23 protein-coding genes and 2 tRNA genes are annotated in these 26,257 nt (G+C 60.9%); 21 read left to right on the top strand and 4 right to left on the bottom strand.

Annotated features, from left to right (window positions below; all coding sequences use genetic code 11):
• Positions 1-10 precede the first annotated feature (10 nt).
• The 5 genes from dapB (at position 11) to KCX70_RS17490 (ending at position 6,290) form a co-directional block, all read left to right on the top strand.
• Positions 11-817, top strand: coding sequence for a 4-hydroxy-tetrahydrodipicolinate reductase (gene dapB, locus KCX70_RS17510; RefSeq protein WP_102853666.1), 807 nt, complete (start codon positions 11-13; stop codon positions 815-817).
• A 190-nt stretch (positions 818-1,007) separates the two neighbouring features.
• Entirely contained in the window at positions 1,008-2,156 is a 1,149-nt protein-coding gene (gene carA / locus KCX70_RS17505; RefSeq protein WP_102853665.1) for a glutamine-hydrolyzing carbamoyl-phosphate synthase small subunit, read from the top strand.
• Between the two features lie 30 nt (positions 2,157-2,186).
• On the top strand, positions 2,187-5,408 hold the full coding sequence (gene carB / locus KCX70_RS17500) for a carbamoyl-phosphate synthase large subunit (protein ID WP_212618287.1): 3,222 nt from the start codon (positions 2,187-2,189) through the stop codon (positions 5,406-5,408).
• On the top strand, positions 5,405-5,881 hold the full coding sequence (gene greA / locus KCX70_RS17495; protein ID WP_021209127.1) for a transcription elongation factor GreA: 477 nt from the start codon (positions 5,405-5,407) through the stop codon (positions 5,879-5,881). The genes carB and greA overlap by 4 nt, the downstream gene beginning before the upstream one ends.
• Positions 5,882-5,891: 10 nt before the next feature.
• Complete coding sequence (locus KCX70_RS17490) at positions 5,892-6,290, top strand: DUF4149 domain-containing protein (protein ID WP_212618286.1); 399 nt, start codon at positions 5,892-5,894, stop codon at positions 6,288-6,290.
• 21 nt (positions 6,291-6,311) lie between these two features.
• Here KCX70_RS17490 and KCX70_RS17485 read toward each other — a convergent pair whose 3' ends face one another.
• Positions 6,312-6,623, bottom strand: a complete 312-nt coding sequence (locus KCX70_RS17485; protein WP_212618285.1) for a YhbY family RNA-binding protein — start codon at positions 6,621-6,623, stop codon at positions 6,312-6,314.
• Between the two features lie 82 nt (positions 6,624-6,705).
• Here KCX70_RS17485 and rlmE point away from each other — a divergent pair, with 82 nt between their 5' ends.
• The 16 genes from rlmE to KCX70_RS17405 all read left to right on the top strand — a co-directional run bounded on the left by rlmE (position 6,706) and on the right by KCX70_RS17405 (position 22,620).
• Positions 6,706-7,356, top strand: coding sequence for a 23S rRNA (uridine(2552)-2'-O)-methyltransferase RlmE (gene rlmE, locus KCX70_RS17480; RefSeq protein WP_102853661.1), 651 nt, complete (start codon positions 6,706-6,708; stop codon positions 7,354-7,356).
• 191 nt (positions 7,357-7,547) lie between these two features.
• On the top strand, positions 7,548-9,458 hold the full coding sequence (gene ftsH / locus KCX70_RS17475; protein WP_212620375.1) for an ATP-dependent zinc metalloprotease FtsH: 1,911 nt from the start codon (positions 7,548-7,550) through the stop codon (positions 9,456-9,458).
• Between the two features lie 15 nt (positions 9,459-9,473).
• Positions 9,474-10,325 (top strand): dihydropteroate synthase, encoded by an 852-nt coding sequence (folP, locus tag KCX70_RS17470; protein ID WP_212618284.1) that lies wholly within the window; start codon positions 9,474-9,476, stop codon positions 10,323-10,325.
• 8 nt (positions 10,326-10,333) lie between these two features.
• Positions 10,334-11,671 (top strand): phosphoglucosamine mutase, encoded by a 1,338-nt coding sequence (glmM, locus tag KCX70_RS17465; protein WP_212618283.1) that lies wholly within the window; start codon positions 10,334-10,336, stop codon positions 11,669-11,671.
• 66 nt (positions 11,672-11,737) lie between these two features.
• A complete protein-coding gene (gene tpiA / locus KCX70_RS17460; protein WP_212618282.1) occupies positions 11,738-12,493 on the top strand; it encodes a triose-phosphate isomerase in 756 nt (251 codons plus the stop codon).
• A 4-nt stretch (positions 12,494-12,497) separates the two neighbouring features.
• Positions 12,498-12,881: a preprotein translocase subunit SecG gene (secG, locus tag KCX70_RS17455; RefSeq protein WP_021210076.1), complete on the top strand. Its 384-nt coding sequence runs from the start codon at positions 12,498-12,500 to the stop codon at positions 12,879-12,881.
• An 11-nt stretch (positions 12,882-12,892) separates the two neighbouring features.
• Positions 12,893-12,978, top strand: a tRNA-Leu gene (locus tag KCX70_RS17450).
• 91 nt (positions 12,979-13,069) lie between these two features.
• Positions 13,070-13,146 (top strand) — tRNA-Met (locus KCX70_RS17445).
• Between the two features lie 126 nt (positions 13,147-13,272).
• Positions 13,273-13,731, top strand: coding sequence for a ribosome maturation factor RimP (gene rimP / locus KCX70_RS17440; RefSeq protein ID WP_021205840.1), 459 nt, complete (start codon positions 13,273-13,275; stop codon positions 13,729-13,731).
• A 48-nt stretch (positions 13,732-13,779) separates the two neighbouring features.
• On the top strand, positions 13,780-15,261 hold the full coding sequence (gene nusA / locus KCX70_RS17435) for a transcription termination factor NusA (protein WP_021205841.1): 1,482 nt from the start codon (positions 13,780-13,782) through the stop codon (positions 15,259-15,261).
• 28 nt (positions 15,262-15,289) lie between these two features.
• Positions 15,290-17,806: a translation initiation factor IF-2 gene (gene infB / locus KCX70_RS17430; protein WP_212618281.1), complete on the top strand. Its 2,517-nt coding sequence runs from the start codon at positions 15,290-15,292 to the stop codon at positions 17,804-17,806.
• 126 nt (positions 17,807-17,932) lie between these two features.
• Positions 17,933-18,322, top strand: a complete 390-nt coding sequence (gene rbfA, locus KCX70_RS17425) for a 30S ribosome-binding factor RbfA (RefSeq protein WP_021205843.1) — start codon at positions 17,933-17,935, stop codon at positions 18,320-18,322.
• Between the two features lie 2 nt (positions 18,323-18,324).
• Positions 18,325-19,242, top strand: a complete 918-nt coding sequence (gene truB / locus KCX70_RS17420) for a tRNA pseudouridine(55) synthase TruB (RefSeq protein WP_212618280.1) — start codon at positions 18,325-18,327, stop codon at positions 19,240-19,242.
• A 118-nt stretch (positions 19,243-19,360) separates the two neighbouring features.
• Positions 19,361-19,630 carry a 30S ribosomal protein S15 gene (gene rpsO, locus KCX70_RS17415; RefSeq protein ID WP_102847566.1) on the top strand — a complete coding sequence of 90 codons (270 nt, stop codon included), beginning with the start codon at positions 19,361-19,363 and terminating at the stop codon, positions 19,628-19,630.
• Between the two features lie 206 nt (positions 19,631-19,836).
• Positions 19,837-21,942 (top strand): polyribonucleotide nucleotidyltransferase, encoded by a 2,106-nt coding sequence (gene pnp, locus KCX70_RS17410; protein WP_212618279.1) that lies wholly within the window; start codon positions 19,837-19,839, stop codon positions 21,940-21,942.
• Between the two features lie 276 nt (positions 21,943-22,218).
• Complete coding sequence (locus tag KCX70_RS17405; RefSeq protein ID WP_021205847.1) at positions 22,219-22,620, top strand: BON domain-containing protein; 402 nt, start codon at positions 22,219-22,221, stop codon at positions 22,618-22,620.
• 46 nt (positions 22,621-22,666) lie between these two features.
• Here KCX70_RS17405 and KCX70_RS17400 read toward each other — a convergent pair whose 3' ends face one another.
• The 3 genes from KCX70_RS17400 to KCX70_RS17390 are packed head-to-tail and all read right to left on the bottom strand — an operon-like array spanning position 22,667 to position 26,256.
• The gene (locus KCX70_RS17400) at positions 22,667-22,975 is read right to left on the bottom strand and encodes a DUF2845 domain-containing protein (RefSeq protein ID WP_021205848.1); all 309 of its coding nucleotides are present in this window, start codon (positions 22,973-22,975) and stop codon (positions 22,667-22,669) included.
• 15 nt (positions 22,976-22,990) lie between these two features.
• Positions 22,991-23,305, bottom strand: a complete 315-nt coding sequence (locus tag KCX70_RS17395) for a DUF2845 domain-containing protein (RefSeq protein ID WP_021205849.1) — start codon at positions 23,303-23,305, stop codon at positions 22,991-22,993.
• Positions 23,302-26,256, bottom strand: a complete 2,955-nt coding sequence (locus KCX70_RS17390; RefSeq protein ID WP_212618278.1) for a DUF748 domain-containing protein — start codon at positions 26,254-26,256, stop codon at positions 23,302-23,304. Before KCX70_RS17390 ends, KCX70_RS17395 begins: the two co-directional genes overlap by 4 nt.
• Position 26,257 lies beyond the last annotated feature (1 nt).

Below are 26,257 nucleotides of genomic sequence, written 5' to 3'. Positions count from 1 at the left end.
AGCGGTTTCTATGCGACGTATAGCAGTGATGGGCGCCGCCGGGCGCATGGGTAAGACGCTGGTCGAGGCTGTCCAGCAGACAGGTGGAGCCGCCGGGCTCACCGCGGCAATCGATCGGCCCGACAGTACCCTGGTCGGCGCCGATGCGGGGGAGCTGGCGGGGATTGGTCGGCTGGGCGTTCCCTTGATCGGTGACGCGGCGAAAGTGGCCGAAGAGTTCGATGTGCTGATCGACTTCACCCATCCTTCGGTGACACTGAAGAATCTGGACGTGTGTCGCCGGGCGGGCAAGGCGATGGTGATCGGTACGACCGGCTTCTCGGTCGAGGAGAAGGAAAAGCTGGCAGCGGCGGCGAAGGAGATCCCGATCGTGTTCGCGGCCAACTACAGCGTCGGGGTCAACCTTTGTCTCAAGCTGCTGGACACGGCGGCGCGGGTACTCGGCGACGAGGTGGATATCGAGATCATCGAAGCCCATCACAGACACAAGGTCGACGCGCCTTCGGGGACTGCGCTGCGCATGGGTGAGGTGGTCGCCGAAGCGCTCGGCCGCGACCTGCAAAAGGTGGCGGTGTACGGTCGCGAGGGGCAAACCGGGGCGCGAGCGCGCGACACCATCGGTTTCGCTACTGTCCGCGCGGGCGATGTGGTCGGTGATCATACGGTGCTGTTCGCCGCCGAAGGCGAGCGTGTCGAGATCACGCACAAGGCTTCCAGTCGCATGACGTTCGCTCGCGGCGCGGTCCGCGCGGCGTTGTGGCTGGAGCAGCAGCCGGCAGGCTTGTACGACATGCAGGACGTGCTTGGGTTGCGTTGAGACGGCTGCCGCTTGGCGTTCGGGCTGATTTCGGCTAGACCTGAAAAGGCCTTTTCTGTAAGCTTCCCGTTTTAGTGTGTCCACTAAAAGTTGCGCAGAATGAATCAAACAAAAAGCGGGATGACCTTCACACGTCATCCCGCTTTTTTACAATCTGCGCCTGCTTCAGCCTTGATCTTTGGGAGGTCTCTTGACTAAGCCAGCCCTTGCGCCAGCCATTTTGGCCCTTGCCGATGGCAGTATCTTTCGCGGCGAATCCATCGGCGCCGACGGCCAGACTATCGGTGAGGTGGTGTTCAACACCGCCATGACCGGCTATCAGGAAATCCTTACCGACCCTTCCTACGCCAAGCAAATCGTCACCCTGACCTATCCGCACGTCGGCAATACCGGCACCACGCCCGAAGATGCCGAGTCGTGGAAAGTCTGGGCGGCAGGCCTGGTCATCCGCGATCTGCCACTGATCTCCAGCAACTGGCGTGACAAGCAATCGCTGCCCGAGTACCTCAAGGCCAACGGCACCGTGGCGATCGCCGGTATCGATACCCGACGCCTGACCCGTATCCTCCGCGAGAAGGGCGCGCAGGACGGCTGCATCCTGGCAGGCCCCGACGCGACCGAAGAAAAGGCGCTGGAGCTCGCACGCAGTTTCCCTGGGCTCAAGGGCATGGACCTGGCCAAGGAGGTCAGCGTCAAGGAACGCTACGAGTGGCGTTCGACCGTCTGGAACCTAAAGGATGACGGCCACGCCGAGATCCCGGCTGGCGAGCTTCCCTATCATGTGGTGGCGTACGATTACGGCGTGAAGTACAACATCTTGCGCATGCTGGTCGCCCGCGGCTGCCGGGTCACCGTACTGCCGGCGCAAACGCCCGCCAGCGAAGCCCTGGCACTGAATCCGGATGGCATCTTCCTGGCCAACGGCCCGGGTGATCCGGAACCCTGCGACTACGCGATCAAGGCGATCCAAGAAGTCCTCGAAACCGACGTTCCGGTGTTTGGTATCTGCCTCGGCCATCAGCTGCTCGCCCTGGCCTCGGGCGCCAAGACGGTGAAAATGCCGAATGGCCACCACGGCGCCAACCACCCCGTGCAGGACCTGGACACCGGTGTGGTGATGATCACCAGTCAGAACCACGGTTTCGCGGTAGACGAGGCCAGCCTGCCAGGCAATCTGCGCGCGACGCACAAGTCGCTGTTCGATGGCACCCTGCAAGGCATCGAGCGCACCGACAAGGTTGCCTTCAGCTTCCAGGGCCACCCCGAGGCGAGTCCCGGACCACATGACGTGGCACCGCTGTTCGACCGCTTCATCGCTGCCATGGCCAAGCGCCGCTAAGCCCGCCGAGCACAGAATTCGAGAGAGACCATGCCAAAACGTACAGATATCAAAAGCATCCTGATCCTCGGCGCCGGCCCCATCGTCATCGGCCAGGCCTGCGAGTTCGACTACTCCGGCGCCCAGGCCTGCAAGGCGCTGAAGGAAGAAGGTTTCCGCGTCATCCTGGTGAACTCCAACCCGGCCACCATCATGACCGACCCGGCCATGGCCGACGCCACCTACATCGAACCGATCAAGTGGGCCACCGTCGCCAAGATCATCGAGAAGGAGCGCCCTGACGCGCTGTTGCCTACCATGGGTGGCCAGACTGCGCTGAACTGCGCGCTGGACCTGGAAAAGCACGGTGTACTGGAGAAGTTCGGCGTCGAAATGATCGGCGCCAACGCCGACACCATCGATAAGGCCGAGGACCGCTCGCGCTTCGACAAGGCGATGAAGAACATCGGCCTGGCCTGCCCGGTTTCGGGTATCGCGCACAACATGGACGAAGCCTACGGCGTGCTCGAGAAGGTCGGTTTCCCCTGCATCATCCGCCCCTCGTTCACCATGGGCGGCACCGGTGGCGGTATCGCCTACAACCGGGAAGAGTTCGAAGAGATCTGCGCCCGCGGCCTCGATCTGTCGCCGACCAGCGAACTGCTGATCGACGAGTCGCTGATCGGCTGGAAGGAATACGAGATGGAGGTGGTCCGCGACAAGAAGGACAACTGCATCATCGTCTGCGCCATCGAAAACTTCGACCCCATGGGCGTGCACACCGGTGACTCCATCACGGTCGCCCCGGCGCAGACCCTGACCGACAAGGAATACCAGATCCTGCGTAACGCCTCCCTGGCGGTGCTGCGCGAGATCGGCGTCGAGACCGGCGGTTCCAACGTGCAGTTCGGCATCTGCCCGAACACTGGGCGCATGGTCGTGATCGAGATGAACCCGCGCGTGTCGCGTTCATCGGCGCTGGCCTCCAAGGCCACCGGCTTCCCGATCGCCAAGATCGCGGCGAAGCTGGCGGTGGGCTATACCCTCGACGAGCTGCAGAACGACATTACCGGCGGACGCACCCCGGCGTCCTTCGAGCCGGCGATCGACTACGTCGTCACCAAGATCCCGCGTTTCGCCTTCGAGAAGTTCCCCAAGGCGGATGCGCGCCTGACTACCCAGATGAAATCCGTCGGCGAAGTCATGGCCATCGGTCGGACCTTCCAGGAATCCGTGCAGAAAGCGCTGCGCGGCCTTGAGGTCGGTGTATCCGGCTTCGATCCGAAGCTCGATCTGGCTGATCCGGAAAGCGAAAGCACGCTCAAGCGCGAGCTTACCGTGCCCGGCGCTGACCGTATCTGGTATCTGGCCGATGCCTTCCGTGCCGGCAAGACCGTCGCGGAGGTCTTCGACCTGACGCGTATCGACGAATGGTTCCTGGTGCAGATCGAGGATCTGATCAAGGAAGAGGAGCAGATCAAGACCCTGGGCCTGTCCAGCATCGATCGTGATGTGATGTACAAGCTCAAGCGCAAGGGCTTCTCCGATGCGCGTCTGGCCAAGCTGCTCGGGGTGACCGAGAAGAACCTGCGCGCTCACCGGCACAAGCTGAAAGTCCTGCCGGTCTACAAGCGCGTCGACACCTGCGCCGCCGAGTTCGCGACCGATACTGCCTACATGTATTCGACCTACGAGGAAGAGTGCGAGGCCAACCCGTCGAGCCGCGACAAGATCATGATTCTCGGCGGTGGCCCGAACCGTATCGGTCAGGGCATCGAGTTTGACTACTGCTGTGTGCATGCGGCCCTGGCGATGCGTGACGACGGTTACGAGACCATCATGGTCAACTGCAACCCGGAAACCGTTTCCACCGACTATGACACCTCGGATCGCCTGTACTTCGAGCCGGTGACGCTGGAAGACGTGCTGGAAATCGTCCGCGTCGAGCAGCCCAAGGGCGTGATCGTGCAGTACGGCGGCCAAACGCCACTGAAGCTGGCGCGTGCGCTGGAAGAAGCGGGCGTGCCGATCATTGGAACCAGTCCCGACGCCATCGATCGCGCCGAAGACCGCGAGCGTTTCCAGCAGATGGTCGAGCGCCTGAACCTGCGTCAGCCGCCGAACGCGACGGCGCGCAGCGAAGAAGAAGCCCTGGCTGCGTCCAAGGTCATCGGTTACCCGCTGGTGGTGCGTCCATCCTACGTACTGGGCGGCCGGGCGATGGAAATCGTCTACCAGGAAGAAGAGCTGCGTCGTTACATGCGCGAGGCGGTCAAGGTCTCCAACGACAGCCCGGTATTGCTCGACCACTTCCTCAACTGCGCGATCGAAGTCGATATCGATGCGGTGTGCGACGGCGAGCAAGTGGTGATCGGTGCGATCATGCAGCACATCGAACAGGCGGGCGTGCATTCCGGCGACTCGGCTTGCTCGCTGCCGCCATACTCGCTGCCGGCGCATATCCAGGACGAGATTCGCGATCAGGTCAAGAAGATGGCGCTGGAACTCGGCGTGGTCGGCTTGATGAACGTGCAGATGGCCGTGCAGGGCGAGGATATCTTCGTCATCGAAGTGAACCCGCGCGCCTCGCGTACCGTGCCTTTCGTGTCCAAGTGCATCGGCGTTTCGCTGGCGATGATTGCCGCACGCGTCATGGCGGGCAAAACGCTGGCAGAGGTTGGGCTGACGGAAGAAATCATTCCGAACTTCTACAGCGTCAAGGAAGCGGTTTTCCCGTTCGCCAAGTTCCCGGGCGTCGATCCGATCCTCGGCCCGGAGATGAAGTCCACCGGCGAGGTGATGGGTGTGGGCGACAGCTTCGCCGAAGCCTTCGCCAAGGCGCAGCTCGGCGCCAGCGAAATTCTGCCGAACAGCGGCTGTGCGTTCATCAGCGTGCGTGACGATGACAAGCCGCATGTTGCGCAGGTGGCACGTGATCTGATCGAACTCGGTTTCGAGGTCGTCGGCACGGCCGGCACGGCCAAGATCATCGAGGCGGCCGGACTGCCGGTGCGCCGTGTGAACAAGGTGACCGAAGGTCGTCCTCATGTCGTCGACATGATCAAAAATGACGAAGTCACCCTGATCATCAATACCACCGAGGGGCGTCAGTCCATCGCTGACTCCTACTCGATTCGTCGTAACGCCCTGCAGCACAAGATCTGCTGCACCACCACCCTGGCCGGTGGGCAGGCGATCTGTGAGGCGCTGAAGTTCGGTCCCGAGAAGACCGTGCGCCGCTTGCAGGATCTCCATGCAGGAATCAAGGCATGACTAAATACCCAATGACTGTCCAGGGCGCTCGCGCCCTGGAGGAAGAGCTCAAACATCTCAAAACCGAGTTGCGTCCGCAGATCACCCAGGCCATCGCCGAAGCTCGCGAGCTGGGCGACCTCAAGGAAAACGCCGAATACCATGCTGCTCGCGAGCAGCAGGGGATGGTGGAGGCGCGTATTCGAGACATCGAGGGCCGTCTGCAGAATGCTCAGGTCATCGACGTCGCGAGTATTCCGCATACCGGTAAGGTCATTTTCGGCACCACGGTGGAAATCGCCAATGTCGAGACTGACGAAACGGTGACCTACCAGATCGTCGGCGATGACGAATCCGATATCAAACGCGGCAAGTTGTCGGTCAGCTCACCCATCGCCCGGGCCCTTGTCGGCAAGGAGGAAGGTGACGTTGTGGCCGTGAAGACGCCCAGTGGCCTGGTCGAGTATGAAATCGTCGAGGTTCGTCATATCTGATCGCCACGCGATGCGCGCGGGCGTGATCAGCTGGCAGCTGGCCCAGACATTCTGGGTCGGCGGCCTCTGGCTGCTGCAATTCGTGATGCTGCCAGCGCTCGCCAAGTTCGGCTTGGCGCCGCTGCTGCTCGAGGAAATTGCGGGCGCGCTCAGGCCGTTACTGGTAGGGTTCGCTGCGTTCTGCGTGGCGCTTCAGGCGGTAGTGCTGATTCAGGTCGGCGGGTTACGCAGCCTCTGGCGAGATGTGCGTGGGCAGTTGCTGCTTGCGGTATTGCTGCTTGCGGCGAGCTATTTCGTAGTGAAGGCCAATGCCGTCGGGCCGGCCTACTGGTTGTTGTTCAGCTACCAGGTGATGGGTCTTTGTGGGCTGCTGCTGGTGTTGCAGGTCGCTCCCGGGCGAGAGCGATAGCGTAGTGCTGTGCTCGACGGCTCAGCCCTGAAAGCGATGCACGTTCGAGAGCTGCTTGTTGGCTTTCGGGTTTTTGCGATAAATCAACGCCATCTTGCCGATGGACTGGACCAGTTCGCAGCTGCCGATCTTGCAGAGTTCGTCCATCACCGCACGACGGTCATCGCGCTCGGTGATCCGCAGCTGAACCTTGATTAGCTCATGATCGCTCAGTGCACGGTCCAGTTCGGCCTGAACGCCTTCGGTCAGGCCATTCTCGGAGACGATCAAGACCGGCTTCAGGTGATGGCCGATGGATTTGTACTGTTTCTTCTGCTCGTTGGTGAGCGGCATAATTCGACCCTTGCGTCAGAACCCTTGAAAACGGCGGCTAGTGTAACTGACACACCTTGAGCCGCACAGATGAGGTAACAGCTTGGCACGCTCCAAGACCAGCCCGCGTTGGCTGAAAGAACATTTCGACGATCCCTATGTGAAGATGGCGCAGCGCGATGGCTATCGGTCCCGGGCGAGCTACAAGCTGCTTGAGATCCAGGAAAAGGATCGCATCCTGCGTCCCGGCATGACTGTCGTCGATCTCGGTGCCGCACCGGGTGGCTGGTCTCAGGTCACCAGCCGTGTGATCGGCGACCGCGGCAGGCTGATCGCATCCGATATCCTGCCGATGGATAGCATCGCCGACGTCACTTTCGTGCTTGGTGATTTCACGGAAGACGAGGTGTTTGCCGAAATTCTTCAGGCCATCGGCGATACGCAGGTGGACCTTGTGATTTCCGATATGGCCCCCAATATGAGTGGGGTGAAGGTTGCTGATCAGGCGAAGGCGATGTTCCTTTGCGAGCTGGCGCTGGATCTGGCCATGCGGGTATTGCGGCCAGGTGGCGATTTTCTGATAAAGATCTTCCAGGGAGAGGGCTTCGATGCCTACTTGAAAGAGGTTCGGCAGAATTTCGACAAGGTGCAAATGCGCAAACCCTTGTCCTCCAGGGATCGCTCGCGTGAACAGTATCTTCTGGCCCGTGGCTACCGCGCAGCTGGCAACGAGATGTCCGAGTCGCGGTCCTAACTGCAAATCGGGAGAAGAATCTCCGGGCAGACAGTAATCGCCCGGCTTTACCGACTAGCATGTTTCATATCGGGTTACAGACCAAGCTGCCCGTTCAGCGACGTTGTGTAGTAAGTTAGGCCGAGAGCGAAATGGCCGTCATGCAGGCTCCCGACAACAGGCCTGCTCTAGAGGGTAGTGAATTGAACGACATGGCGAAAAACCTGATTCTGTGGTTGATCATTGCCGCTGTCCTGGTGACGGTGATGAACAACTTTTCGAGCCCGACCGAGCCGCAGACGCTTAACTATTCCGACTTCATCGAGCAGGTGAAGGAAGGGCGAGTCGAGCGAGTGACGGTCGACGGCTATGTCATTACCGGCAAGCGTAGCGACGGCGAGACGTTCAAGACGATCCGACCGGCCATTCAGGACAACGGCTTGATCGGTGATCTGATCAACAACAATGTCGTGATCGAAGGTAAGCAGCCAGAGCAGCAGAGCATCTGGACACAGCTACTGGTCGCCAGCTTCCCGATTCTCGTGATCATCGCGGTTTTCATGTTCTTCATGCGCCAGATGCAGGGCGGTGCGGGCGGCAAGGGTGGGCCTATGAGCTTCGGCAAGAGCAAGGCGCGCCTGCTCTCCGAGGATCAGGTCAAGACCACCTTTGCCGATGTGGCTGGTTGTGACGAAGCCAAGGAAGAAGTTACCGAGCTGGTCGAGTTCCTTCGTGATCCGGGCAAGTTCCAGCGCCTCGGTGGCCGCATTCCGCGCGGTGTGCTGATGGTGGGCTCGCCGGGTACCGGTAAGACGCTGCTGGCCAAGGCGGTCGCTGGTGAAGCGAAGGTTCCTTTCTTCACCATTTCCGGTTCCGACTTCGTGGAAATGTTCGTCGGCGTCGGTGCCAGCCGTGTGCGCGACATGTTCGAGCAGGCCAAGAAGCATGCGCCCTGCATTATTTTCATCGACGAAATCGATGCGGTCGGTCGTCACCGTGGTGCCGGCCTGGGCGGCGGTCATGACGAGCGCGAGCAGACCCTCAACCAGTTGCTGGTGGAGATGGACGGCTTCGAGATGAACGACGGCATCATCGTCATCGCCGCGACCAACCGTCCGGACGTACTCGACCCCGCGCTGTTGCGCCCGGGGCGCTTCGATCGGCAGGTGGTGGTGGGGCTTCCGGATATCCGTGGCCGCGAGCAGATCCTGAAAGTACACATGCGCAAGGTTCCGCTTGGTGACAGCGTTGAACCGGCATTGATCGCGCGCGGCACGCCCGGTTTCTCGGGCGCCGATCTGGCCAACCTGGTCAACGAGGCTTCGTTGTTCGCCGCCCGCGCCGGTAAGCGTGTGGTGGAAATGAAGGAGTTCGAGCTGGCGAAAGACAAGATCATGATGGGCGCTGAGCGCAAATCCATGGTGATGTCGGAAAAAGAGCGCCTCAATACTGCGTACCACGAGGCGGGGCATGCCATCGTCGGGCGCGTCGTGCCGGAACATGACCCGGTCTATAAGGTATCGATCATTCCACGTGGTCGCGCGCTGGGTGTCACCATGTTCCTGCCGGAGGAGGACCGTTACAGCCTCTCCAAGCGTGCGTTGATCAGTCAGATCTGTTCGCTGTTCGGTGGGCGTATCGCCGAAGAGATGACGCTTGGTTTCGAAGGCGTGACCACTGGCGCATCCAACGACATCATGCGGGCCACCCAGTTGGCTCGAAACATGGTCACCAAGTGGGGGCTTTCCGAGAAACTCGGTCCGCTGATGTATGCCGAGGAAGAAGGCGAAGTATTCCTGGGTCGCAGTGCAGGTAGCCAACACGCCAACGTTTCTGGCGATACGGCGAAGCTGATCGACCTTGAGGTTCGCAGCATCATCGACCAGTGCTATGGCACGGCCAAGCAGATCCTGGCCGATAACCGCGACAAGCTGGACCTGATGGCCGAGACGCTGATGAAATACGAGACCATCGACTCCGATCAGATCGATGACATCATGGCCGGCCGCACACCTCGCGAGCCTCGTGATTGGCAGGATGGCTCCGGGTCTACTGGCACACCCGTGCAGCCCGAAAATGGGCGTCCGCAAACGCCGATCGGTGGTCCTGCCGGCGAGCACTAAGCCAAGGCTTCGTTAATGACCGAACCGTTGCATCCAGCCCGGCTACCTTGTGGTAGCCGGGTTCTTGATTTATCGCGCCCTCACGTCATGGGCATTCTCAACGTTACGCCTGACTCCTTTTCCGATGGCGGTCAGCACGTCGGTGTCGATGCCGCTTTGCGTCATGCTGAGCGGATGATCGCGGCTGGCGCGACGCTGGTCGACGTTGGTGGGGAGTCCACCCGCCCAGGCGCGCGCGCCGTTTCACCGATCGAGGAGCTCGAACGGGTGGCGCCGGTGGTCGAGGCGATCGCTCGCGAGCTCGATGTGGTGATCTCGGTTGATACCTCCACGCCAGCCGTGATTCGCGAAAGTGCACGACTCGGCGCCGGCCTAATCAACGATGTCCGTTCGCTCTCTCGTGACGGCGCGCTGGACGCCGCTGCCGACACTGGCCTGCCGGTGTGCTTGATGCACATGCAGGGCGAGCCTTCCAACATGCAAAACGATCCGCGCTATGACGACGTGACGGTCGAAGTGTTGGCATTTCTTCGTGAGCGGATGGCGGTTTGTGTGGCTGCGGGCATCGCTGCTGAGCGGATTGTTCTCGATCCGGGCTTTGGCTTTGCAAAAAACCTGTCGCACAATCTCAGTCTGTTCAAGCATATGGGGCAGCTGCACGCATTGGGGCGACCTTTGCTGGTAGGTGTCTCGCGAAAGAGCATGATCGGGCAGACGCTGGGACGTGATGTGGCGCATCGCCTGTCTGGAAGCCTGGCGCTCGCTGCGTTGGCTGTTGCCAATGGTGCTCGCATTTTGCGCGTGCATGACGTGGCGGAAACCGTCGATGTGGTTCGAATGATTGCCGCGGTGCAAGCGGCCGAATAGGGATTTTTATGGGTAGAAAATATTTTGGCACCGATGGCATTCGTGGCCATGTAGGGCAGTTCCCGATTACACCGGACTTCATGCTCAAGCTTGGCTGGGCCGCCGGGATGGCTTTTCGCAAGCACGGCAAGTGCCGGATCCTGATCGGTAAGGACACTCGTATCTCCGGATACATGTTCGAGTCGGCGCTGCAGGCGGGGCTTTCGGCGGCCGGTGCGGACGTGTTGCTGCTTGGGCCCATGCCTACACCTGCGGTGGCCTATCTGACTCGAACCTTCCATGCCGACGCAGGGATCGTGATCAGCGCTTCGCACAATCCTCATTATGACAACGGCATCAAGTTCTTTTCCGGGCGGGGTACGAAGCTGCCGGACGAGGTTGAGCTGATGATCGAAGAGTTGCTGGATACGCCAATGACGGTCGTGGAATCGGCGAAGCTGGGCAAGGCTTCGCGGATCAACGATGCCGCTGGGCGCTACATCGAATTCTGCAAAAGCAGTGTGCCCACCAGCACCGACTTCTCTGGTATGAAAATCGTGCTCGATTGCGCTCATGGCGCAACCTACAAGGTGGCGCCCAGTGTCTTCCGCGAGCTTGGCGCTGAGGTGGTGGTGACCGCGGCGCAGCCGGATGGCTTGAATATCAATGCCGAGGTCGGTTCGACGCACGTGGCGCAGTTGCAAAAGGCAGTGGTCGAGCAGGGGGCTGATCTCGGGATCGCCTTCGACGGCGATGGCGATCGCGTCATGATGGTCGACCATACCGGTGCCCAGGTCGATGGCGACGAGCTGCTCTATATCATCGCGACCGATCTTCAGGATCGTGGCCGCCTGACGGGTGGCGTGGTCGGCACGCTGATGAGCAATCTGGGGCTCGAGCTGGCCTTGAAGGACCGCGACATTCCATTCGTTCGGGCCAAGGTCGGCGACCGCTATGTGATGGCCGAAATGCTTGAGCGTGACTGGGTGCTCGGGGGTGAGAATTCCGGGCACATCGTCTGCGCGCAGCATGTTTCGACAGGTGACGCGATTATCGCGGCGCTGCAGGTGGTACTTGCGTTGAGGCGGCGCGGTCACAGCCTGGCGCAGGAGCGCCTGGTTTGGAAAAAGTGTCCACAGGTCCTGATCAACGTGCGTTTCGCTGGCGATCGAGACCCCATTTCTCACCCGCAGGTCCAGGCGGTCTGTGACAGCGTCACAGGGCGCATGGCCGGCCGTGGCCGCGTCCTGTTGCGCAAGTCGGGTACAGAGCCCCTGGTGCGAGTCATGGTCGAGGGTGATGACGAGGAGCAGGTCCGTTCCTACGCCGAAGAGCTGGCGAATGCAGTCACTGAAGTTTGTGTGTGATTGGCGCTTGCCAGGTCTGTTTTCGTTGAGTACCATCTGCGCCCACTTTGACCGACGAGGTAAAGCATGCGTCGCCCCCTGGTAGCTGGTAACTGGAAGATGAACGGTACCCGCGCCAGCGTCGCAGAGCTGATCGAGGCGCTTCGCGAGCAGGACTTGCCGGCCGCGGTCGAGGTAGCTGTTTTCCCGTCCTGCCTGCACTTGGTGCAGGTAGTTAGCGGTCTTGAGGGCAAGGCGATTGCCGTAGGTGCTCAGGATTGCGCCGCTGAGAATGGCTTCGGAGCCCTAACGGGCGAAGAGTCTGCTGCTCAGCTGGCTGATGCGGGGTGCGGGTGGGTACTGGTTGGTCACTCGGAGCGACGCCTGCTTCTGGGCGAAAGCGACGAGACGGTAAGCCGAAAATTCAAGGCGGCGCTGGAGAGCGGTATGACTCCGGTGCTGTGTCTGGGCGAGACGCTGGAACAGCGTCAATCCGGGCAGACCCTGGAAGTGGTTGGACGGCAGTTGGCATTTGTCGTGGCTGACGCCGGAATAGCCGCTTTCGAAAAGGCGGTTGTGGCATACGAGCCGGTCTGGGCGATAGGCTCGGGGCTCACCGCAACGCCTGGGCAGGCTCAGGAAGTGCATGCTGCCATTCGGGCTCAGCTGGCACGAGAGAGTCAAAGCGTCGCTGCGCAGGTGCGTCTCTTGTACGGCGGCAGCGTGAAGGCGGATAACGCCGCTGAGCTGTTCGGGATGGCGGATATCGATGGGGGGCTTATCGGTGGTGCCTCTCTGAAAGCGAATGATTTCGGTGCGATCTGTCGCGCCGCAGGGAACTGATCAGATGTTGCAGACTGTTGTGATTGTGGTGCATCTGCTGGTTGCCATTGGTGTGGTTGTGCTGGTGTTGCTACAGCAAGGAAAGGGTGCGGATGCCGGCGCGTCATTCGGTTCGGGAGCTTCGGCAACCGTATTCGGAAGCCAAGGTTCTGCTACCTTTCTTAGTCGGTTTACTGCTATACTTGCTGGCGTTTTTTTCCTGACCAGCTTGGGTTTGGGGTTCTTCGCGACGCGTCAGGCCGAGCAGGTTTCTCAGGCGGGCTTGCCGGATCCGGCAGTGCTGGAAGTGCCAGTTAGCAAGCCGGCAGTCGAGGATGTTCCTGTCTTGGAGTCGGCTCCGGCCGCGCCGAGTGCAGACGAAGTACCGCAAGTCGAAAAGCAGCAGTGATACAGGTTTTTGCCGAGGTGGTGGAATTGGTAGACACGCTACCTTGAGGTGGTAGTGGCCATAGGCTGTAGGGGTTCGAGTCCCCTCCTCGGTACCAAACAAGCAGGCCCGCAGACGCGGGCTTTCTTGTTTTTAGTGTTTGGGTTGACCTATTTTTGGCGCGGTCGTATAATTCGTGCCCAGTTTGACGCGGGGTGGAGCAGTCTGGTAGCTCGTCGGGCTCATAACCCGAAGGTCGTTGGTTCAAATCCAGCCCCCGCAACCAGTTGATGAAAGCCCCTGTTAAGGGGCTTTTTATTAGCTTCAAGCCAGGTCGCCGGCATCTACAGGCGATCATCAGGGATGGGCGTTTCGCCCATTTTTCATTTGTACGGCATGCACGAGGACTTCGATGTCGAGCAAGCTAGAACAGTTGCAGGCCTTGTTGGCCCCGGTGGTCGAGGCGCTTGGCTATCAATGCTGGGGTGTCGAGTTTATTTCACAAGGCCGACATTCCTTGCTGAGGGTCTATATCGATCATCCGGATGGAATCCTTGTCGATGACTGTGAAAAGGTCAGCCGCCAGTTGAGTGGTGTTCTCGACGTTGAAGATCCGATCAGTTCCGATTACACGCTTGAAGTGTCCTCGCCTGGTATGGATCGACCGCTGTTCACCCTTGAGCAGTACGCGGCGCATGTCGGTGATCAGGTCAAAATAAGGCTGCGCTCGCCCTTCGAGGGCCGGCGCAATTTCCAGGGTCTTCTCCGCGGGGTCGAGGAGCAGGATGTGGTGGTGCTGGTCGATGACCACGAATACCTGTTGCCGATCGATATGATTGACAAGACCAACATAATCCCCCGTTTTGAGTGAATCGCGGATCCCGCGGACCCCAATGGATTGCGAAAGGCGAGGCGTACGATGAGCAAAGAAGTACTGCTGGTTGTGGAGTCGGTATCCAATGAAAAAGGCGTACCGGCCGGTGTGATCTTCGAGGCATTGGAGCTGGCGTTGGCCACGGCTACCAAGAAGCGCTTCGAGGATGAGGTGGACCTGCGAGTCGAGATCAATCGGCAGAATGGCAGCTACGAAACATTTCGTCGCTGGACCGTCGTTGAGGAAGAAGACTTCGACGACCCGGCCCACCAACTGACCGTCGACATGAAGCAGGCCCAGGAGGCCCACGCGAAGGTCGGCGACGTTCTGGAAGAAAAGATCGAGTCGATCGAATTCGGACGTATCGCTGCCCAGACCGCCAAACAGGTCATCGTGCAGAAGGTGCGCGAGGCCGAGCGGGCCCAGGTGGTCGAGGCTTATCGTGATCGCCTTGGGGAAATCATCTCCGGCACCGTGAAGAAGGTCACCCGCGACAGCGTCATCGTTGACCTTGGTAACAACGCCGAGGCATTGCTGGCACGCGAAGATATCATCGCCCGCGAGACCTTCCGCGTTGGCGCTCGGGTACGTGCGCTGCTCAAGGAAATCCGCACCGAGAATCGCGGCCCGCAGCTGATCCTGTCGCGCACCGCGCCGCAGATGTTGATCGAGTTGTTCCGTATCGAGGTGCCGGAAATCGCCGAAGGACTAATCGAGGTGATGGGCGCATCGCGTGACCCGGGCTCACGGGCCAAGATCGCCGTGCGGTCGAAGGACAAGCGCATCGATCCGCAGGGTGCCTGCATCGGTATGCGCGGGTCGCGCGTCCAGGCGGTATCCGGAGAGATCGGTGGAGAGCGTGTCGACATCGTCCTCTGGGACGAGAACCCTGCTCAGTTCGTCATCAATGCCATGGCGCCGGCTGAAGTGGCCGCCATCATCGTCGACGAGGATGCGCACGCGATGGATATCGCGGTCGGTGAAGACAACCTGGCCCAAGCGATCGGTCGAGGCGGTCAGAACGTGCGTCTCGCCAGTCAGCTGACCGGCTGGACGCTGAACGTGATGACCGAAGCCGATATCCAGACCAAGCAGCAGGAAGAAACCGGCGACATCCTGCGTAATTTCATCGACGAGCTGGATGTCGATGAAGAGTTAGCTCAAGTACTGGTCGAGGAAGGTTTTACTTCGCTCGAAGAGATTGCCTACGTCCCAATGGAGGAAATGCTCGGCATCGAAGGCTTCGACGAAGATATCGTCAATGAGCTGCGAACCCGCGCCAAGGATCGCCTGCTGACAAAAGCGATCGCAACGGAAGAAAAACTGGCAGACGCCCAGCCAGCCGAGGATTTGCTCGAGCTGGATGGCATGAACAAGGAACTGGCGGTCGAGTTGGCAATGCGGGGTGTCATTACCCGCGAAGACCTGGCCGAGCAGTCGATTGACGACCTGCTCGACATAGACGGCATAGATCAAGAGCGTGCCGGCAAGCTGATCATGGCCGCCCGAGCCCATTGGTTCGAGTAAGTAATTAGCGGCCTGAGGAGAGAGATGCATGACGCAAGTCACGGTGAAAGAACTGGCCCAGGTGGTCGACACACCGGTCGAGCGACTGCTGCAGCAGATGCGTGAGGCAGGACTGTCGCACACCAGCGCCGAGCAAGTAGTGACCGATAACGAAAAGCAGGCCCTGTTGGCGCACCTCAAGAGCAGCCACGGGGCCAAGGTGGACGAGCCGCGCAAGATCACACTGCAGCGCAAGACCACGACCAAGTTGAAGGTCGGTGGCAGCAAGACCATCAGCGTCGAAGTTCGTAAGAAAAAGACCTTCGTCAAGCGTAGCCCTGACGAGATCGAAGCCGAGAAGCAGCGCGAGCTTGAAGAGCAGCGCGCCGCCGAAGAATCGGCTCGGCAGAAGGCTGCCGAGGAGGCGCGACTGCGCGCGGAGGAAGAAGCTCGGCTTCAGGCCGAAGCGCAAGCGGCTGCCCAGGCGCAACAGGCGCCGGCTGCCGCGTCCGAAGAGCCTGCATCTGCATCTGCAGCAGCAGAAGCCGAGCCCGCCCCGGTCGTTCCTGCCGCCCCTGTCGAGGAGCGCAAGAAGGACGAGCCGCGCCGGTCGGACAAGGCGCGTAGCGATGATGACGAGCGTCGTGATCGCAAGCAGGCGCAGCATCGCCCATCGCTGAAGACCAAGGCTCCGCTTTCGCGCACCGTGCGCAGTGGCGAAGACGATGCCGACGGGTTCCGTCGCGGCGGGCGCGGCAAGTCGAAACTGAAGAAGCGCAATGCGCACGGCTTCCAGAGCCCGACCGGCCCGATCGTTCGCGAAGTCGCGATTGGCGAGACCATCACCGTCGGGGATCTGGCGCAGCAGATGTCGGTCAAGGCTGCCGAAGTCATCAAGTTCATGTTCAAGATGGGCAGTCCGGTCACCATCAACCAGGTGCTGGATCAGGAAACGGCCCAGTTGATTGCCGAAGAGCTTGGACACAAGGTCAAGCTGGTCAGCGACAACGCCCTGGAAGAGCAACTGGCTGAGCTGCTGAAGTTCGAAGGCGAGGCGATCACGCGTGCGCCGGTGGTCACCGTCATGGGTCACGTCGACCACGGTAAGACCTCGCTGCTCGACTATATCCGTCGGGCCAAGGTCGCTGCCGGAGAAGCCGGTGGTATTACCCAGCACATCGGTGCTTATCACGTCGAGACCGATCGCGGCATGGTCACCTTCCTCGATACACCCGGCCACGCCGCGTTCACCGCGATGCGTGCCCGCGGGGCGCAGGCGACCGATATCGTGATTCTGGTTGTGGCGGCCGATGATGGCGTGATGCCACAGACCATCGAGGCGATCCAGCATGCCAAGGCTGCCGGTGTTCCGCTGGTGGTCGCGGTGAACAAGATCGACAAGCCGGGCGCCGATCTCGATAGGATCCGCAGCGAGCTGTCCGTTCACGAAGTGACTTCGGAAGAGTGGGGCGGTGACACGCCTTTCGTTCCGGTTTCCGCGAAGATGGGTACCGGCGTCGACGAACTGCTCGAAGCCGTGCTGCTGCAAGCCGAGATTCTCGAACTCACCGCGACACCTTCGGCGCCTGGCCGCGGTGTGGTAGTGGAGTCGCGCCTCGATAAAGGGCGTGGCCCGGTCGCTACGGTCCTGGTTCAGGACGGTACCCTGCGTCAGGGCGACATGGCGCTGGTCGGCTCGAACTACGGCCGTATTCGCGCGATGCTCGACGAGAACGGCAAGCCGATCAAGGAAGCCGGCCCGTCGATTCCGGTCGAGATCCTCGGTCTCGACGGTACGCCTGATGCCGGCGACGAGCTCAGCGTGCTGGCTGATGAGAAGAAGGCGCGCGAAGTGGCCTTGTTCCGTCAGGGCAAGTTCCGTGAAGTGAAACTGGCCCGTGCGCATGCCGGCAAGCTGGAAAACATCTTCGAGAACATGGGGCAGGAAGAGAAGAAGACGCTCAACATCGTCCTCAAATCCGACGTCCGTGGTTCGCTCGAGGCGCTGCAGGGCTCGCTCAGCAGCCTGGGTAACGATGAGGTCCAGGTACGTGTTATCGGCGGCGGTGTCGGTGGTATCACCGAGAGCGACGCCAACCTGGCGCTGGCGTCGAATGCCGTTCTGTTCGGCTTCAACGTGCGTGCCGACGCAGGTGCGCGCAAGATTGTCGAGCAAGAAGGCCTGGATCTGCGTTACTACAACGTGATCTACGACATCATCGAAGACGTCAAGAAGGCACTGACCGGGATGCTGGGCAGCGACGTTCGCGAGAACATCCTGGGCATCGCCGAGGTCCGTGATGTGTTCCGTTCGCCGAAGTTCGGTGCCGTCGCAGGCTGCATGGTCATCGAAGGCATGGTGCATCGCAACCGCCCGATTCGCGTACTGCGCGACGACGTGGTGATCTTCGAGGGCGAGCTGGAATCGCTGCGCCGCTTCAAGGACGACGTTGCCGAAGTGCGCGCCGGCATGGAGTGCGGTATTGCGGTGAAGAGCTACAACGACGTCAAGGCTGGCGACAAGATCGAAGTGTTCGAGAAGGTCGAAGTGGCACGTTCGCTCTAAGCGGCTCCAAGCTACAGACGGCAGGCTTCAGGCAGTGATTGAACACGCTGCTTGAGCTTGCCGTTTGTTTTTCTGTTTTGTTTTAGCCTGCGGCTTGAAGCCCGCAGCCTGTAGCCGGGGTCCTTTATGGCCAAAGAATTCAGCCGTACCCAGCGTATTGGCGACCAGATGCAGCGCGAGTTGGCGTTGCTGATACAACGAGAAGTAAAGGATCCGCGGCTGGGGCTGGTCACCATTACCGCCGTCGAAGTCAGTCGCGATCTGTCCCATGCCAAGGTGTTCATCACCATCATGGGCAAGGACGATGACGAGGACGCGGTCAAAGCCAACCTCAAAATTCTCAACGAGGCCGGTGGTTTCCTGCGGATGCAGTTGGGCAAAGCGATGAAACTGCGCACCGTACCTCAGCTGCATTTCAACTATGACGCCAGCGTACGGCGTGGCGTAGAGCTTACGTCGCTGATCGAGCGGGCAATGGCTGAAGATCGCAAGCACAGCGATGACGTCGGAGAGTAAGGGTGGCTCAGGTAAAACGCGTTCGCCGCTCAGTCAGTGGCATCATTCTTCTCGACAAGCCGCGTGGGTTCACCTCCAATGCGGCGCTACAGAAAGTCCGCTGGCTTCTCAATGCCGAAAAAGCGGGGCATACCGGAAGCCTGGATCCACTCGCAACCGGCGTTCTGCCGTTGTGTTTCGGCGAGGCCACGAAGTTTTCACAGTATTTGCTCGATGCCGACAAGGGTTATGAAACCGTTGCCCAGCTTGGCGTCACCACCAGCACTGCGGATGCCGAGGGCGAGGTGCTCGAGCGCAAGCCTGTCGCAGTGACCCAGGCGAAGCTCGAAGCGGTACTGCCGGCGTTTCGGGGCGACCTGCAGCAGATCCCGCCGATGTACTCGGCGCTCAAGCGCGACGGCCAGCCGCTGTACAAGCTGGCGCGTGCTGGGGAAGTAGTGGAGCGAGAGCCACGTTCTGTTAATATTGCGCGCTTGGATCTGCTGTCTCTGGACGCCGACAGGGCTCGCCTCGCGGTGAGCTGCAGCAAAGGCACCTACATTCGTACGCTGGTCGAAGACATCGGCCGCGAACTGGGTTGTGGTGCGCACGTTGCCGAGCTGCGTCGGACCCAGGCCGGGCCTTTCGATCTGACCCAGACAGTCAGCCTCGAAGCGCTCGAGCAGGCTCATGCAGAAGGTGGGGCGGAAGCGGTAGACGCTTTCCTCAAGCCGGTCGACAGCGGGCTGGAACACTGGCCGCTGCTGCAGTTGTCAGAACATAGTGCTTTTTACTGGCTGCATGGGCAGCCGGTGCGTGCACCGGAAGCGCCGAAATTCGGCATGCTGCGTGTGCAAGATCATAACGGCCGCTTCATCGGTATCGGTGAAGTGAGCGAAGACGGGCGCATCGCGCCGCGTCGTTTGATTCGGTCGGAATGACCGATGCGCCCACCGTTTCGGCGGCGGGCGTGACGAGGGTGGCTGTCGGCAGGCACGGTCATGCCTCTTTTTAAAAAAAACGGGATACGTCCCGGCCTGTTCATAGAAGGAGCCCATCATGGCACTTAGCGTTGAAGAAAAAGCCCAGATCGTTGACGAGTACAAGCAAGGTGAAGGCGACACCGGTTCTCCGGAAGTCCAGGTTGCCCTGCTGACCGCCAACATCAACAAGCTGCAAGGTCACTTCAAGGCCAACGGCAAAGATCACCACTCCCGTCGTGGTCTGATCCGCATGGTCAACCAGCGTCGTAAGCTGCTGGATTACCTGAAGGGCAAGGACACCACTCGTTACAGCGCTCTGATTGGTCGTCTGGGTCTGCGTCGCTAAGCGATGCTGACGCGAAGCTGAATGCCGAAGCTGGAAGTGGGCTAGCCCCGCTTCCAGCTTTTGCCTTTCAGAAGCGCGTATTTCGGACAGCGGCAGGGTTCGATACCCGTCACTGCCCAAGAATTTGCGACAAGCGCCCGGCGTGAGGCTCTGCCCGTAGGGCGCAGATAACGATTCCCCCAAGGCAACATAGAGAAGGAACCACCGTGAACCCGGTTATCAAGAAATTTCAGTTCGGTCAGTCGACCGTAACCCTCGAGACTGGCCGCGTCGCCCGTCAGGCCTCCGGCGCTGTGCTGGTATCCGTCGACGACGACGTCACCGTGCTGGTGACCGTGGTCGGCGCCAAGACCGCCGATCCGAGCAAGGGCTTCTTCCCGCTCTCGGTCCATTACCAGGAAAAAACCTACGCAGCCGGCAAGATCCCTGGCGGCTTCTTCAAGCGTGAAGCGCGCCCCTCCGAAAAGGAAACGCTGACCTCGCGCCTGATCGACCGTCCGATCCGCCCGCTATTCCCGGAAGGCTTCCAGAACGAAGTCCAGGTCATCTGCACCGTCGTTTCGACCAGCAAGAAGACCGATCCGGACATCGCCGCAATGATCGGTACGTCCGCCGCACTGGCCATCTCCGGCATTCCGTTCAACGGCCCGATCGGCGCCGCGCGCGTGGCGTTCCACCCGGAAACCGGCTACCTGCTGAACCCGAACTACGAGCAGCTCAAGGCCTCCAGCCTGGACATGGTCGTGGCCGGCACCAAGGACGCCGTGCTGATGGTCGAATCCGAGGCCAAGGAGCTGACCGAAGACCAGATGCTGGGCGCCGTGCTGTTTGCCCACGACGAGTTCCAGGCCGTGATCCAGGCCGTGAACGAACTGGCTGCCGAAGCCGCCAAGCCCACCTGGGACTGGCAGCCGAAAGCCGAGAACACCGCGCTGCTCGATGCGATCCGCAGCGAGTTCGGCGAGCAGATTTCCCAGGCCTACACCATCATCGTCAAGCAGGACCGCTATGCGCGTCTGGGCGAGCTGCGTGAGCAGATCGTCGCCAAGTTCGCCAGCGAAGAAGGCCAGCCTTCGGCTTCCGAGGTCAAGGAAGCCTTCGGCGAGATCGAGTACCGCATCGTTCGCGAGAACATCGTCAACGGCAAGCCGCGCATCGACGGTCGCGACACCCGTACCGTGCGTCCGCTGAATATCGAAGTTGGCGTGCTGCCGAAAACCCACGGTTCGGCGCTGTTCACTCGCGGTGAAACCCAGGCGCTGGTCGTCGCTACGCTGGGCACCGCACGCGACGCCCAACTGCTCGACACCCTGGAAGGCGAAAAGCGCGATGCCTTCATGCTGCATTACAACTTCCCACCGTACTCGGTCGGTGAATGTGGCCGCATGGGCGCAACCGGGCGCCGCGAAATCGGTCATGGTCGCCTGGCGCGTCGTGGCGTCGCGGCCATGCTGCCGAGCGCTGACGAGTTTCCGTACACCGTCCGCGTCGTATCGGAAATCACCGAATCCAACGGTTCCAGCTCCATGGCGTCCGTCTGTGGTGCCTCGCTGGCGCTGATGGATGCGGGCGTGCCGATGAAGGCGCCGGTCGCCGGCATCGCCATGGGCCTGGTCAAGGAAGGCGAGAAGTTCGCCGTTCTGACCGACATCCTGGGTGACGAAGACCACCTCGGCGACATGGACTTCAAGGTAGCCGGTACTGTCAAAGGCGTGACCGCACTGCAGATGGACATTAAGATCCAGGGCATCACCGAGGAGATCATGGAGATCGCCCTGGGCCAGGCCCTGGAAGCGCGCCAGAACATCCTCGGCCAGATGAACCAGGTCATCGCGCAGTCGCGCACCGAGCTGTCGGCCAACGCACCGACCATGATTGCCATGAAGATCGATCAGGACAAGATCCGCGACGTGATCGGCAAGGGCGGCGCCACCATTCGCAGCATCTGCGAAGAGACCAAGGCCTCGATCGACATCGAGGACGACGGTTCGATCAAGATCTTCGGCGAGACCAAGGAAGCCGCTGAGGCTGCCAAGCAGCGCGTACTGGGCATCACCGCCGAGGCCGAGATCGGCAAGATTTACGTGGGCAAGGTCGAGCGCATTGTCGACTTCGGCGCCTTCGTCAACATCCTGCCGGGCAAGGACGGTCTGGTGCATATTTCGATGCTGAGCGATCAGCGCGTCGAGAAGGTCACCGACGTTCTCAAGGAAGGCCAGGAAGTGAAGGTTCTGGTGCTGGACGTGGACAACCGTGGCCGTATCAAGCTGTCCATCAAGGACGTGGCGGCCGCCGAGGCGTCCGGCGCCTGATCTGCCGGCGTAACGAAAAGAGCCCTTCGGGGCTCTTTTTTTTGGCCTGTGGTCAGCGGAGCGAACCGAAACGAGCTACGCAGCATTGCACTCTGCACGCCTCGGTTGAGCGAAACATGCAGAGTGCTAGTGGCCAAGCGACATTGTTGTCTAGTTAACATATTGATTTTAAAGTTGTTTTAGATATCAATGCTGTTGGCATGCCGCTTGCGATGTATATGCTGACTCTGCGGCAGGACTGTGCCGCAGCGACCATGAGAAACAGGAGTGCTATCCATGAACAAGATCCAGACCTCTATTACCGCTGCCACCATCGCCACCGCTTTGAGCTTGCCGCTGGCAGGGGCTGCGTTCGCTGACGTCACGCCTGCACTGAGCGACGCCCAACCGATGATGTTGGCCGCCACCGACAGCGACTTGGAAAACTCCGCCGAGCGCACCGCTAACGAAGCCGGTGAAGTCATGTCCGACACCTGGATCACCACCAAGGTCAAATCCGCCTTGTTGGCAGGCGACTCGACGCCCGGCATGAAGATCGAAGTTGAAACCAACGACGGTGTCGTCTCGCTGTCTGGCACCGTAGCCAGCGAAGCGCAGCGTGAGATGGCGATCAACAAGGCCAAGGGCATCGAAGGCGTCAAAGATGTCTCCGCCGATGGCCTGAAAGCAGTCGACTGATACCGCACCGCTGGTGCCGAAACCCGCTGCTTGCAGCGGGTTTTTTTTATTGGCGTTCGCTGTCGATCCGGGTGAGACGATTCCCTTCGAAGCGCAGGAAGTGGTACATGCCGTTGGTTGGCCCGTAGGTCCATTCTTCAACAGGCACTTCGTGGCGGAACCCGTAGTCGTCGATGGTTTCGCGGTACCCGGTCAGGGCGCGAGCCGATGGCTCGCCGCATTTGGCGGCCACCTCGGCGGTCGTGGCCTGCAGGCTGACCAGGGTACTGCGGCAGCGGAAGGTCGATGATGCAGCGGCCTCCACCGCGCCGAACGCCAGGAGCAACATCGTCAACAGGACGGCTGTCGGCTTCATCGGGTGGTCCCCCGCTCAATGCGCACGACGGGTTTCGATCTGGACCAGGCGGTTGCCTTCGAAGGTCAGGATGCTGAACACTCCGTTTCGTGGCCCGTAGACCCATTCCTCACGTGCCATTTCGCGCCGCTCGTTAGCGCTCAGCGTGTAGCCGACAAAGTCTCGCTGCTGCGGCTCGCCGCACTTGCGCTCGACTTCGAACGCTCGGTCGCCGGTGCTAACCAGATCACTGCCGCAGCGCAGGCTCTCCGCAGAGGCAACCACCGGGCTCAGCAGGACGATCCCCAGCAGGGCAGCCAACTGGCTGGGCTTCGTTACGTCGCGCTTCATTCGGCCTCCAGGTGCAGCACAGTCGACACATCCTGGCCTTCGGGCGCTTCGGTAATGCCGGTGTCGAGCAGGTAAACGCGGTCGGCTGCCAGTTGGGCGCCATCGACCAGATAGTCCTTGATGCTGGCCGCACGCTCCCGACTCAGCCGTCGTAATAGTGCGGTGCTGCTCGCGCGGCTGTCGAGGATTGCCTGGCGGAGGAGTCCGGTGCGAGTGTCTTCGTCCAGCTGTTGCCATTCGCTCGGTGGTTGCTGCTGCAAACGGCTGCGGTAGATTCCCTCGAGCATGGCGCTTTTCTCCTCCTCGCCGATCTGCAGCTCCGCGGCGTCGGCGGGTACCTTGTCACCGCGCCGTTGCAGTACCTTGTACCAGGTCTGCTGATATTCACGTTGCAGCCACTGCTCGGCAAGCAACGGGCCATCGAGTGTCGGGGCGCTCCTGCCTTCGACCTCCAGGCGCAGTACGGGGCGCTCCTTGAGGGCCGCCGCCAGGGCGTCGAGTCGACTGCGCGCGTCCCGGTTCAGTTCGCTGCTGCCTGGCGCAAATGGAATCTCACTGAGGTCGGCCTGTTCGTGTCCGACCAGCCCACCGAGAAACTTGAACGGCGACTTCACCGCTCGCACCACCAGATTACGTAGCGTCTGCCAGACGATAGGCATTACGTCGAACTGTGGGTTTTTCAGGTCACCCTGCACCGGGAGCTTGAGGGCGATGGTGCCGCTGCTGTCCTTCAACAGGGCGACGGCCAGGCGGACTGGCAAGTCCACCGCCTGCTCACTGTCGACCTTCTCGCCTAGCTGCAGCTGCTCCAGCACCACTTCGTTCTCGGCGTTCAGCTGGCCCTGCTGAATACGGTAATGGAGATCGAGATTGAGGCGGCCCTTGCGGATACGGTAACCGGCGAACTTGGCCGAATATGGCGACAGGGTGGTCAGCTCGACCCGGCGGAAGCGGGTCGCGATATCCAGGCTTTGCAGCGGGTCGAACGGCGTCAGGCTCCCCTCGATGCTCACGGGCGCGTACCGGTCCACCTTGCCTTTGATGTCGACGCTGGCTGCGCTGTGCTGCCGATTGTCGAGGGTGCCGATGTGGCCTTCCAATTGCTGGATTGCCGTGATGAACGGGGGGCGCAAGCTCAGATCAGAGAAATTGGCCGAGCCATCGGCGATCCGAATGCCGCCGATGCGCAGCGCAAAGGGACTCGCGGGCGCTTGTGGCGCGTCCGGCTGCGTGGCAGGTGGCGCAGCTTGCTCGGGATCTGGCGCGGATTTGTCGACCAGCAGGTCGTTGATATTGGTGGTCAGGTCTGGGTTGATGATGAAGCGGGCATAGGGCTGCTCCAGATCGATCCCGGCGATTTGCAGGTCGTTCGGGTAGCGGTAGTCCAGGCCGTCCAGCTTGAGCGAGCGCCATTTCAGGAAATCGCGCTCCTGGATCGTGTCCAGGGTGTGTAGCTGGGAGATTTCCGCAGACCCGCCAACATGCAGGGCGAGGGGGGCGGTGCCTTCGAGTTCGACGGAGAGCTGGCTGGCCAGCAGTCCGCTGCGCAACTCCAGATGAACGAAGGGGGTCAGGTAGGGCTGCGCCAGGCGCAGGTCGATACCCTGCAGCGTCAAGTCGAACTGGCCCTGCATCGGAGCCAATGCCAGCTGCCCTTCGGCGCTCAGCGAGCCCTGTTTGCCGATCTCGGTGGCCAGTTTGAGCTCCATCGGGGTGTCGCCGCGGCTGTCGAAATGCTGGACGTCGAGGTCAAGTGGCCCGACGTCGAGTTCGACATCCTCATTGGGCACGTGATCAGCCAAGTGCAGCTGATAGTCCCGCAGCTGCGCATCTTCCAGCAGGATGCGCCACGGTTGCGCTGCTGACTCAGGCGCCACGGCCTGCGGCGTGTCCGGACGGGGCTGGTCCGCCGCTGTGTTCGTTGGTCTGTCGGGTGACGGCGCATCGGCTTGATCCGCCAGCAGGCGTTGCCAGTTGAGTTGTCCGTCGGCTTCACGTACCAGCCAGCTTTCCAGCGCTTCGCTGCGAAGCTGGCCCAGGGTGACCTGGCGCTTCTGCAGGTCCAGCGACACCTTGGCAAGTTGTGCACGCTGCATGCGCACCAACGGCTTTGCGTCGGGACTGTCCAGGCTCAGCGAGGTCAGGGTCGCGGTGGCATCGCTCAAGCGCAACGAGGTTTCGTTGCTGAGATCCAGCCGGTAAGCCGTTCGCAGGCTGAGCTGTCCGTCGTTAAGCACCAGGGGCACCACGTCACGGACATAGGGCCAGAACGTCTTCAGCGCCAGGCCGTCGACTTCCAGCTCGCCGGAGGAACTGATCGGCGACAGGTTGAGTTGGCCTTTCCAGTCGATCCGCGAACCGTCGGGGCCCTTGGCCACCAGCACGGCGTCGGCGGCATCTTCCGAACGGGTGGCGAAGTTGAGAAGCTCGAAGTTGAGCGAGTCGAGCACGAAATCGATGGGCTCTGCGGGGCGCTGGTCAGCGAAGTGAACCGAGCCTTCCACCAGTTGCAGGCGACCGATGCTCAGCGCGAACGGCTCCTTCTCTTCCTCGTCCGGGGTCTCTTCAGCCGGCGGCAGGTCGAACAGCTGGGTCAGGTTGAGTACGCCGTTCTTGTCGAAAACCACTTCGGTGTGCAGTTCAACCAGTTCGATGTCTTCGATCTGCAGGGTCCGGTGCCAGAGGCTGCTCCACTGCAAATTCAGGTAAAGGCGCTCGAAACCGAGTTGCGGTTTATCGGGCTCGCCCAGGCGCAGATCGAACAGCGTCAGCTCGAGGCTGAACGGGTTGAATTCGATGCGCTCCAGGCGCGCCGGTACCGTTGCGTACTGGATCAGTTGCTGATTGACAACCCGCTGGGCAACGCCGGGCAATATCAGAAAGCCGAGGAGGCAATAGCAGATCAGTGCGGTCATCAGGGCGATGAGCGCGCGCTTCATTCCGTTGGGCATG

The sequence above is a fragment of the Stutzerimonas stutzeri genome, from assembly GCF_018138085.1.
GTDB lineage: Bacteria > Pseudomonadota > Gammaproteobacteria > Pseudomonadales > Pseudomonadaceae > Stutzerimonas > Stutzerimonas stutzeri_AI.
The sequence above is the reverse complement of the archived record's forward strand: the minus strand, read 5'-3'. Positions and strand labels throughout refer to the sequence as shown.

Coding starts and splice junctions, on each gene's coding strand:
- dapB (WP_102853666.1), top strand. CDS start 11: ATGCGACGTATAGCAGTGATGGGCGCCGCCGGGCGCATGGGTAAGACG.
- carB (WP_212618287.1), top strand. CDS start 2,187: ATGCCAAAACGTACAGATATCAAAAGCATCCTGATCCTCGGCGCCGGC.
- greA (WP_021209127.1), top strand. CDS start 5,405: ATGACTAAATACCCAATGACTGTCCAGGGCGCTCGCGCCCTGGAGGAA.
- KCX70_RS17490 (WP_212618286.1), top strand. CDS start 5,892: ATGCGCGCGGGCGTGATCAGCTGGCAGCTGGCCCAGACATTCTGGGTC.
- KCX70_RS17485 (WP_212618285.1), bottom strand. CDS start 6,623: ATGCCGCTCACCAACGAGCAGAAGAAACAGTACAAATCCATCGGCCAT.
- ftsH (WP_212620375.1), top strand. CDS start 7,548: ATGGCGAAAAACCTGATTCTGTGGTTGATCATTGCCGCTGTCCTGGTG.
- folP (WP_212618284.1), top strand. CDS start 9,474: ATGACCGAACCGTTGCATCCAGCCCGGCTACCTTGTGGTAGCCGGGTT.
- glmM (WP_212618283.1), top strand. CDS start 10,334: ATGGGTAGAAAATATTTTGGCACCGATGGCATTCGTGGCCATGTAGGG.
- tpiA (WP_212618282.1), top strand. CDS start 11,738: ATGCGTCGCCCCCTGGTAGCTGGTAACTGGAAGATGAACGGTACCCGC.
- secG (WP_021210076.1), top strand. CDS start 12,498: ATGTTGCAGACTGTTGTGATTGTGGTGCATCTGCTGGTTGCCATTGGT.
- rimP (WP_021205840.1), top strand. CDS start 13,273: ATGTCGAGCAAGCTAGAACAGTTGCAGGCCTTGTTGGCCCCGGTGGTC.
- nusA (WP_021205841.1), top strand. CDS start 13,780: ATGAGCAAAGAAGTACTGCTGGTTGTGGAGTCGGTATCCAATGAAAAA.
- infB (WP_212618281.1), top strand. CDS start 15,290: ATGACGCAAGTCACGGTGAAAGAACTGGCCCAGGTGGTCGACACACCG.
- rbfA (WP_021205843.1), top strand. CDS start 17,933: ATGGCCAAAGAATTCAGCCGTACCCAGCGTATTGGCGACCAGATGCAG.
- rpsO (WP_102847566.1), top strand. CDS start 19,361: ATGGCACTTAGCGTTGAAGAAAAAGCCCAGATCGTTGACGAGTACAAG.
- KCX70_RS17405 (WP_021205847.1), top strand. CDS start 22,219: ATGAACAAGATCCAGACCTCTATTACCGCTGCCACCATCGCCACCGCT.
- KCX70_RS17400 (WP_021205848.1), bottom strand. CDS start 22,975: ATGAAGCCGACAGCCGTCCTGTTGACGATGTTGCTCCTGGCGTTCGGC.
- KCX70_RS17395 (WP_021205849.1), bottom strand. CDS start 23,305: ATGAAGCGCGACGTAACGAAGCCCAGCCAGTTGGCTGCCCTGCTGGGG.
- KCX70_RS17390 (WP_212618278.1), bottom strand. CDS start 26,256: ATGCCCAACGGAATGAAGCGCGCGCTCATCGCCCTGATGACCGCACTG.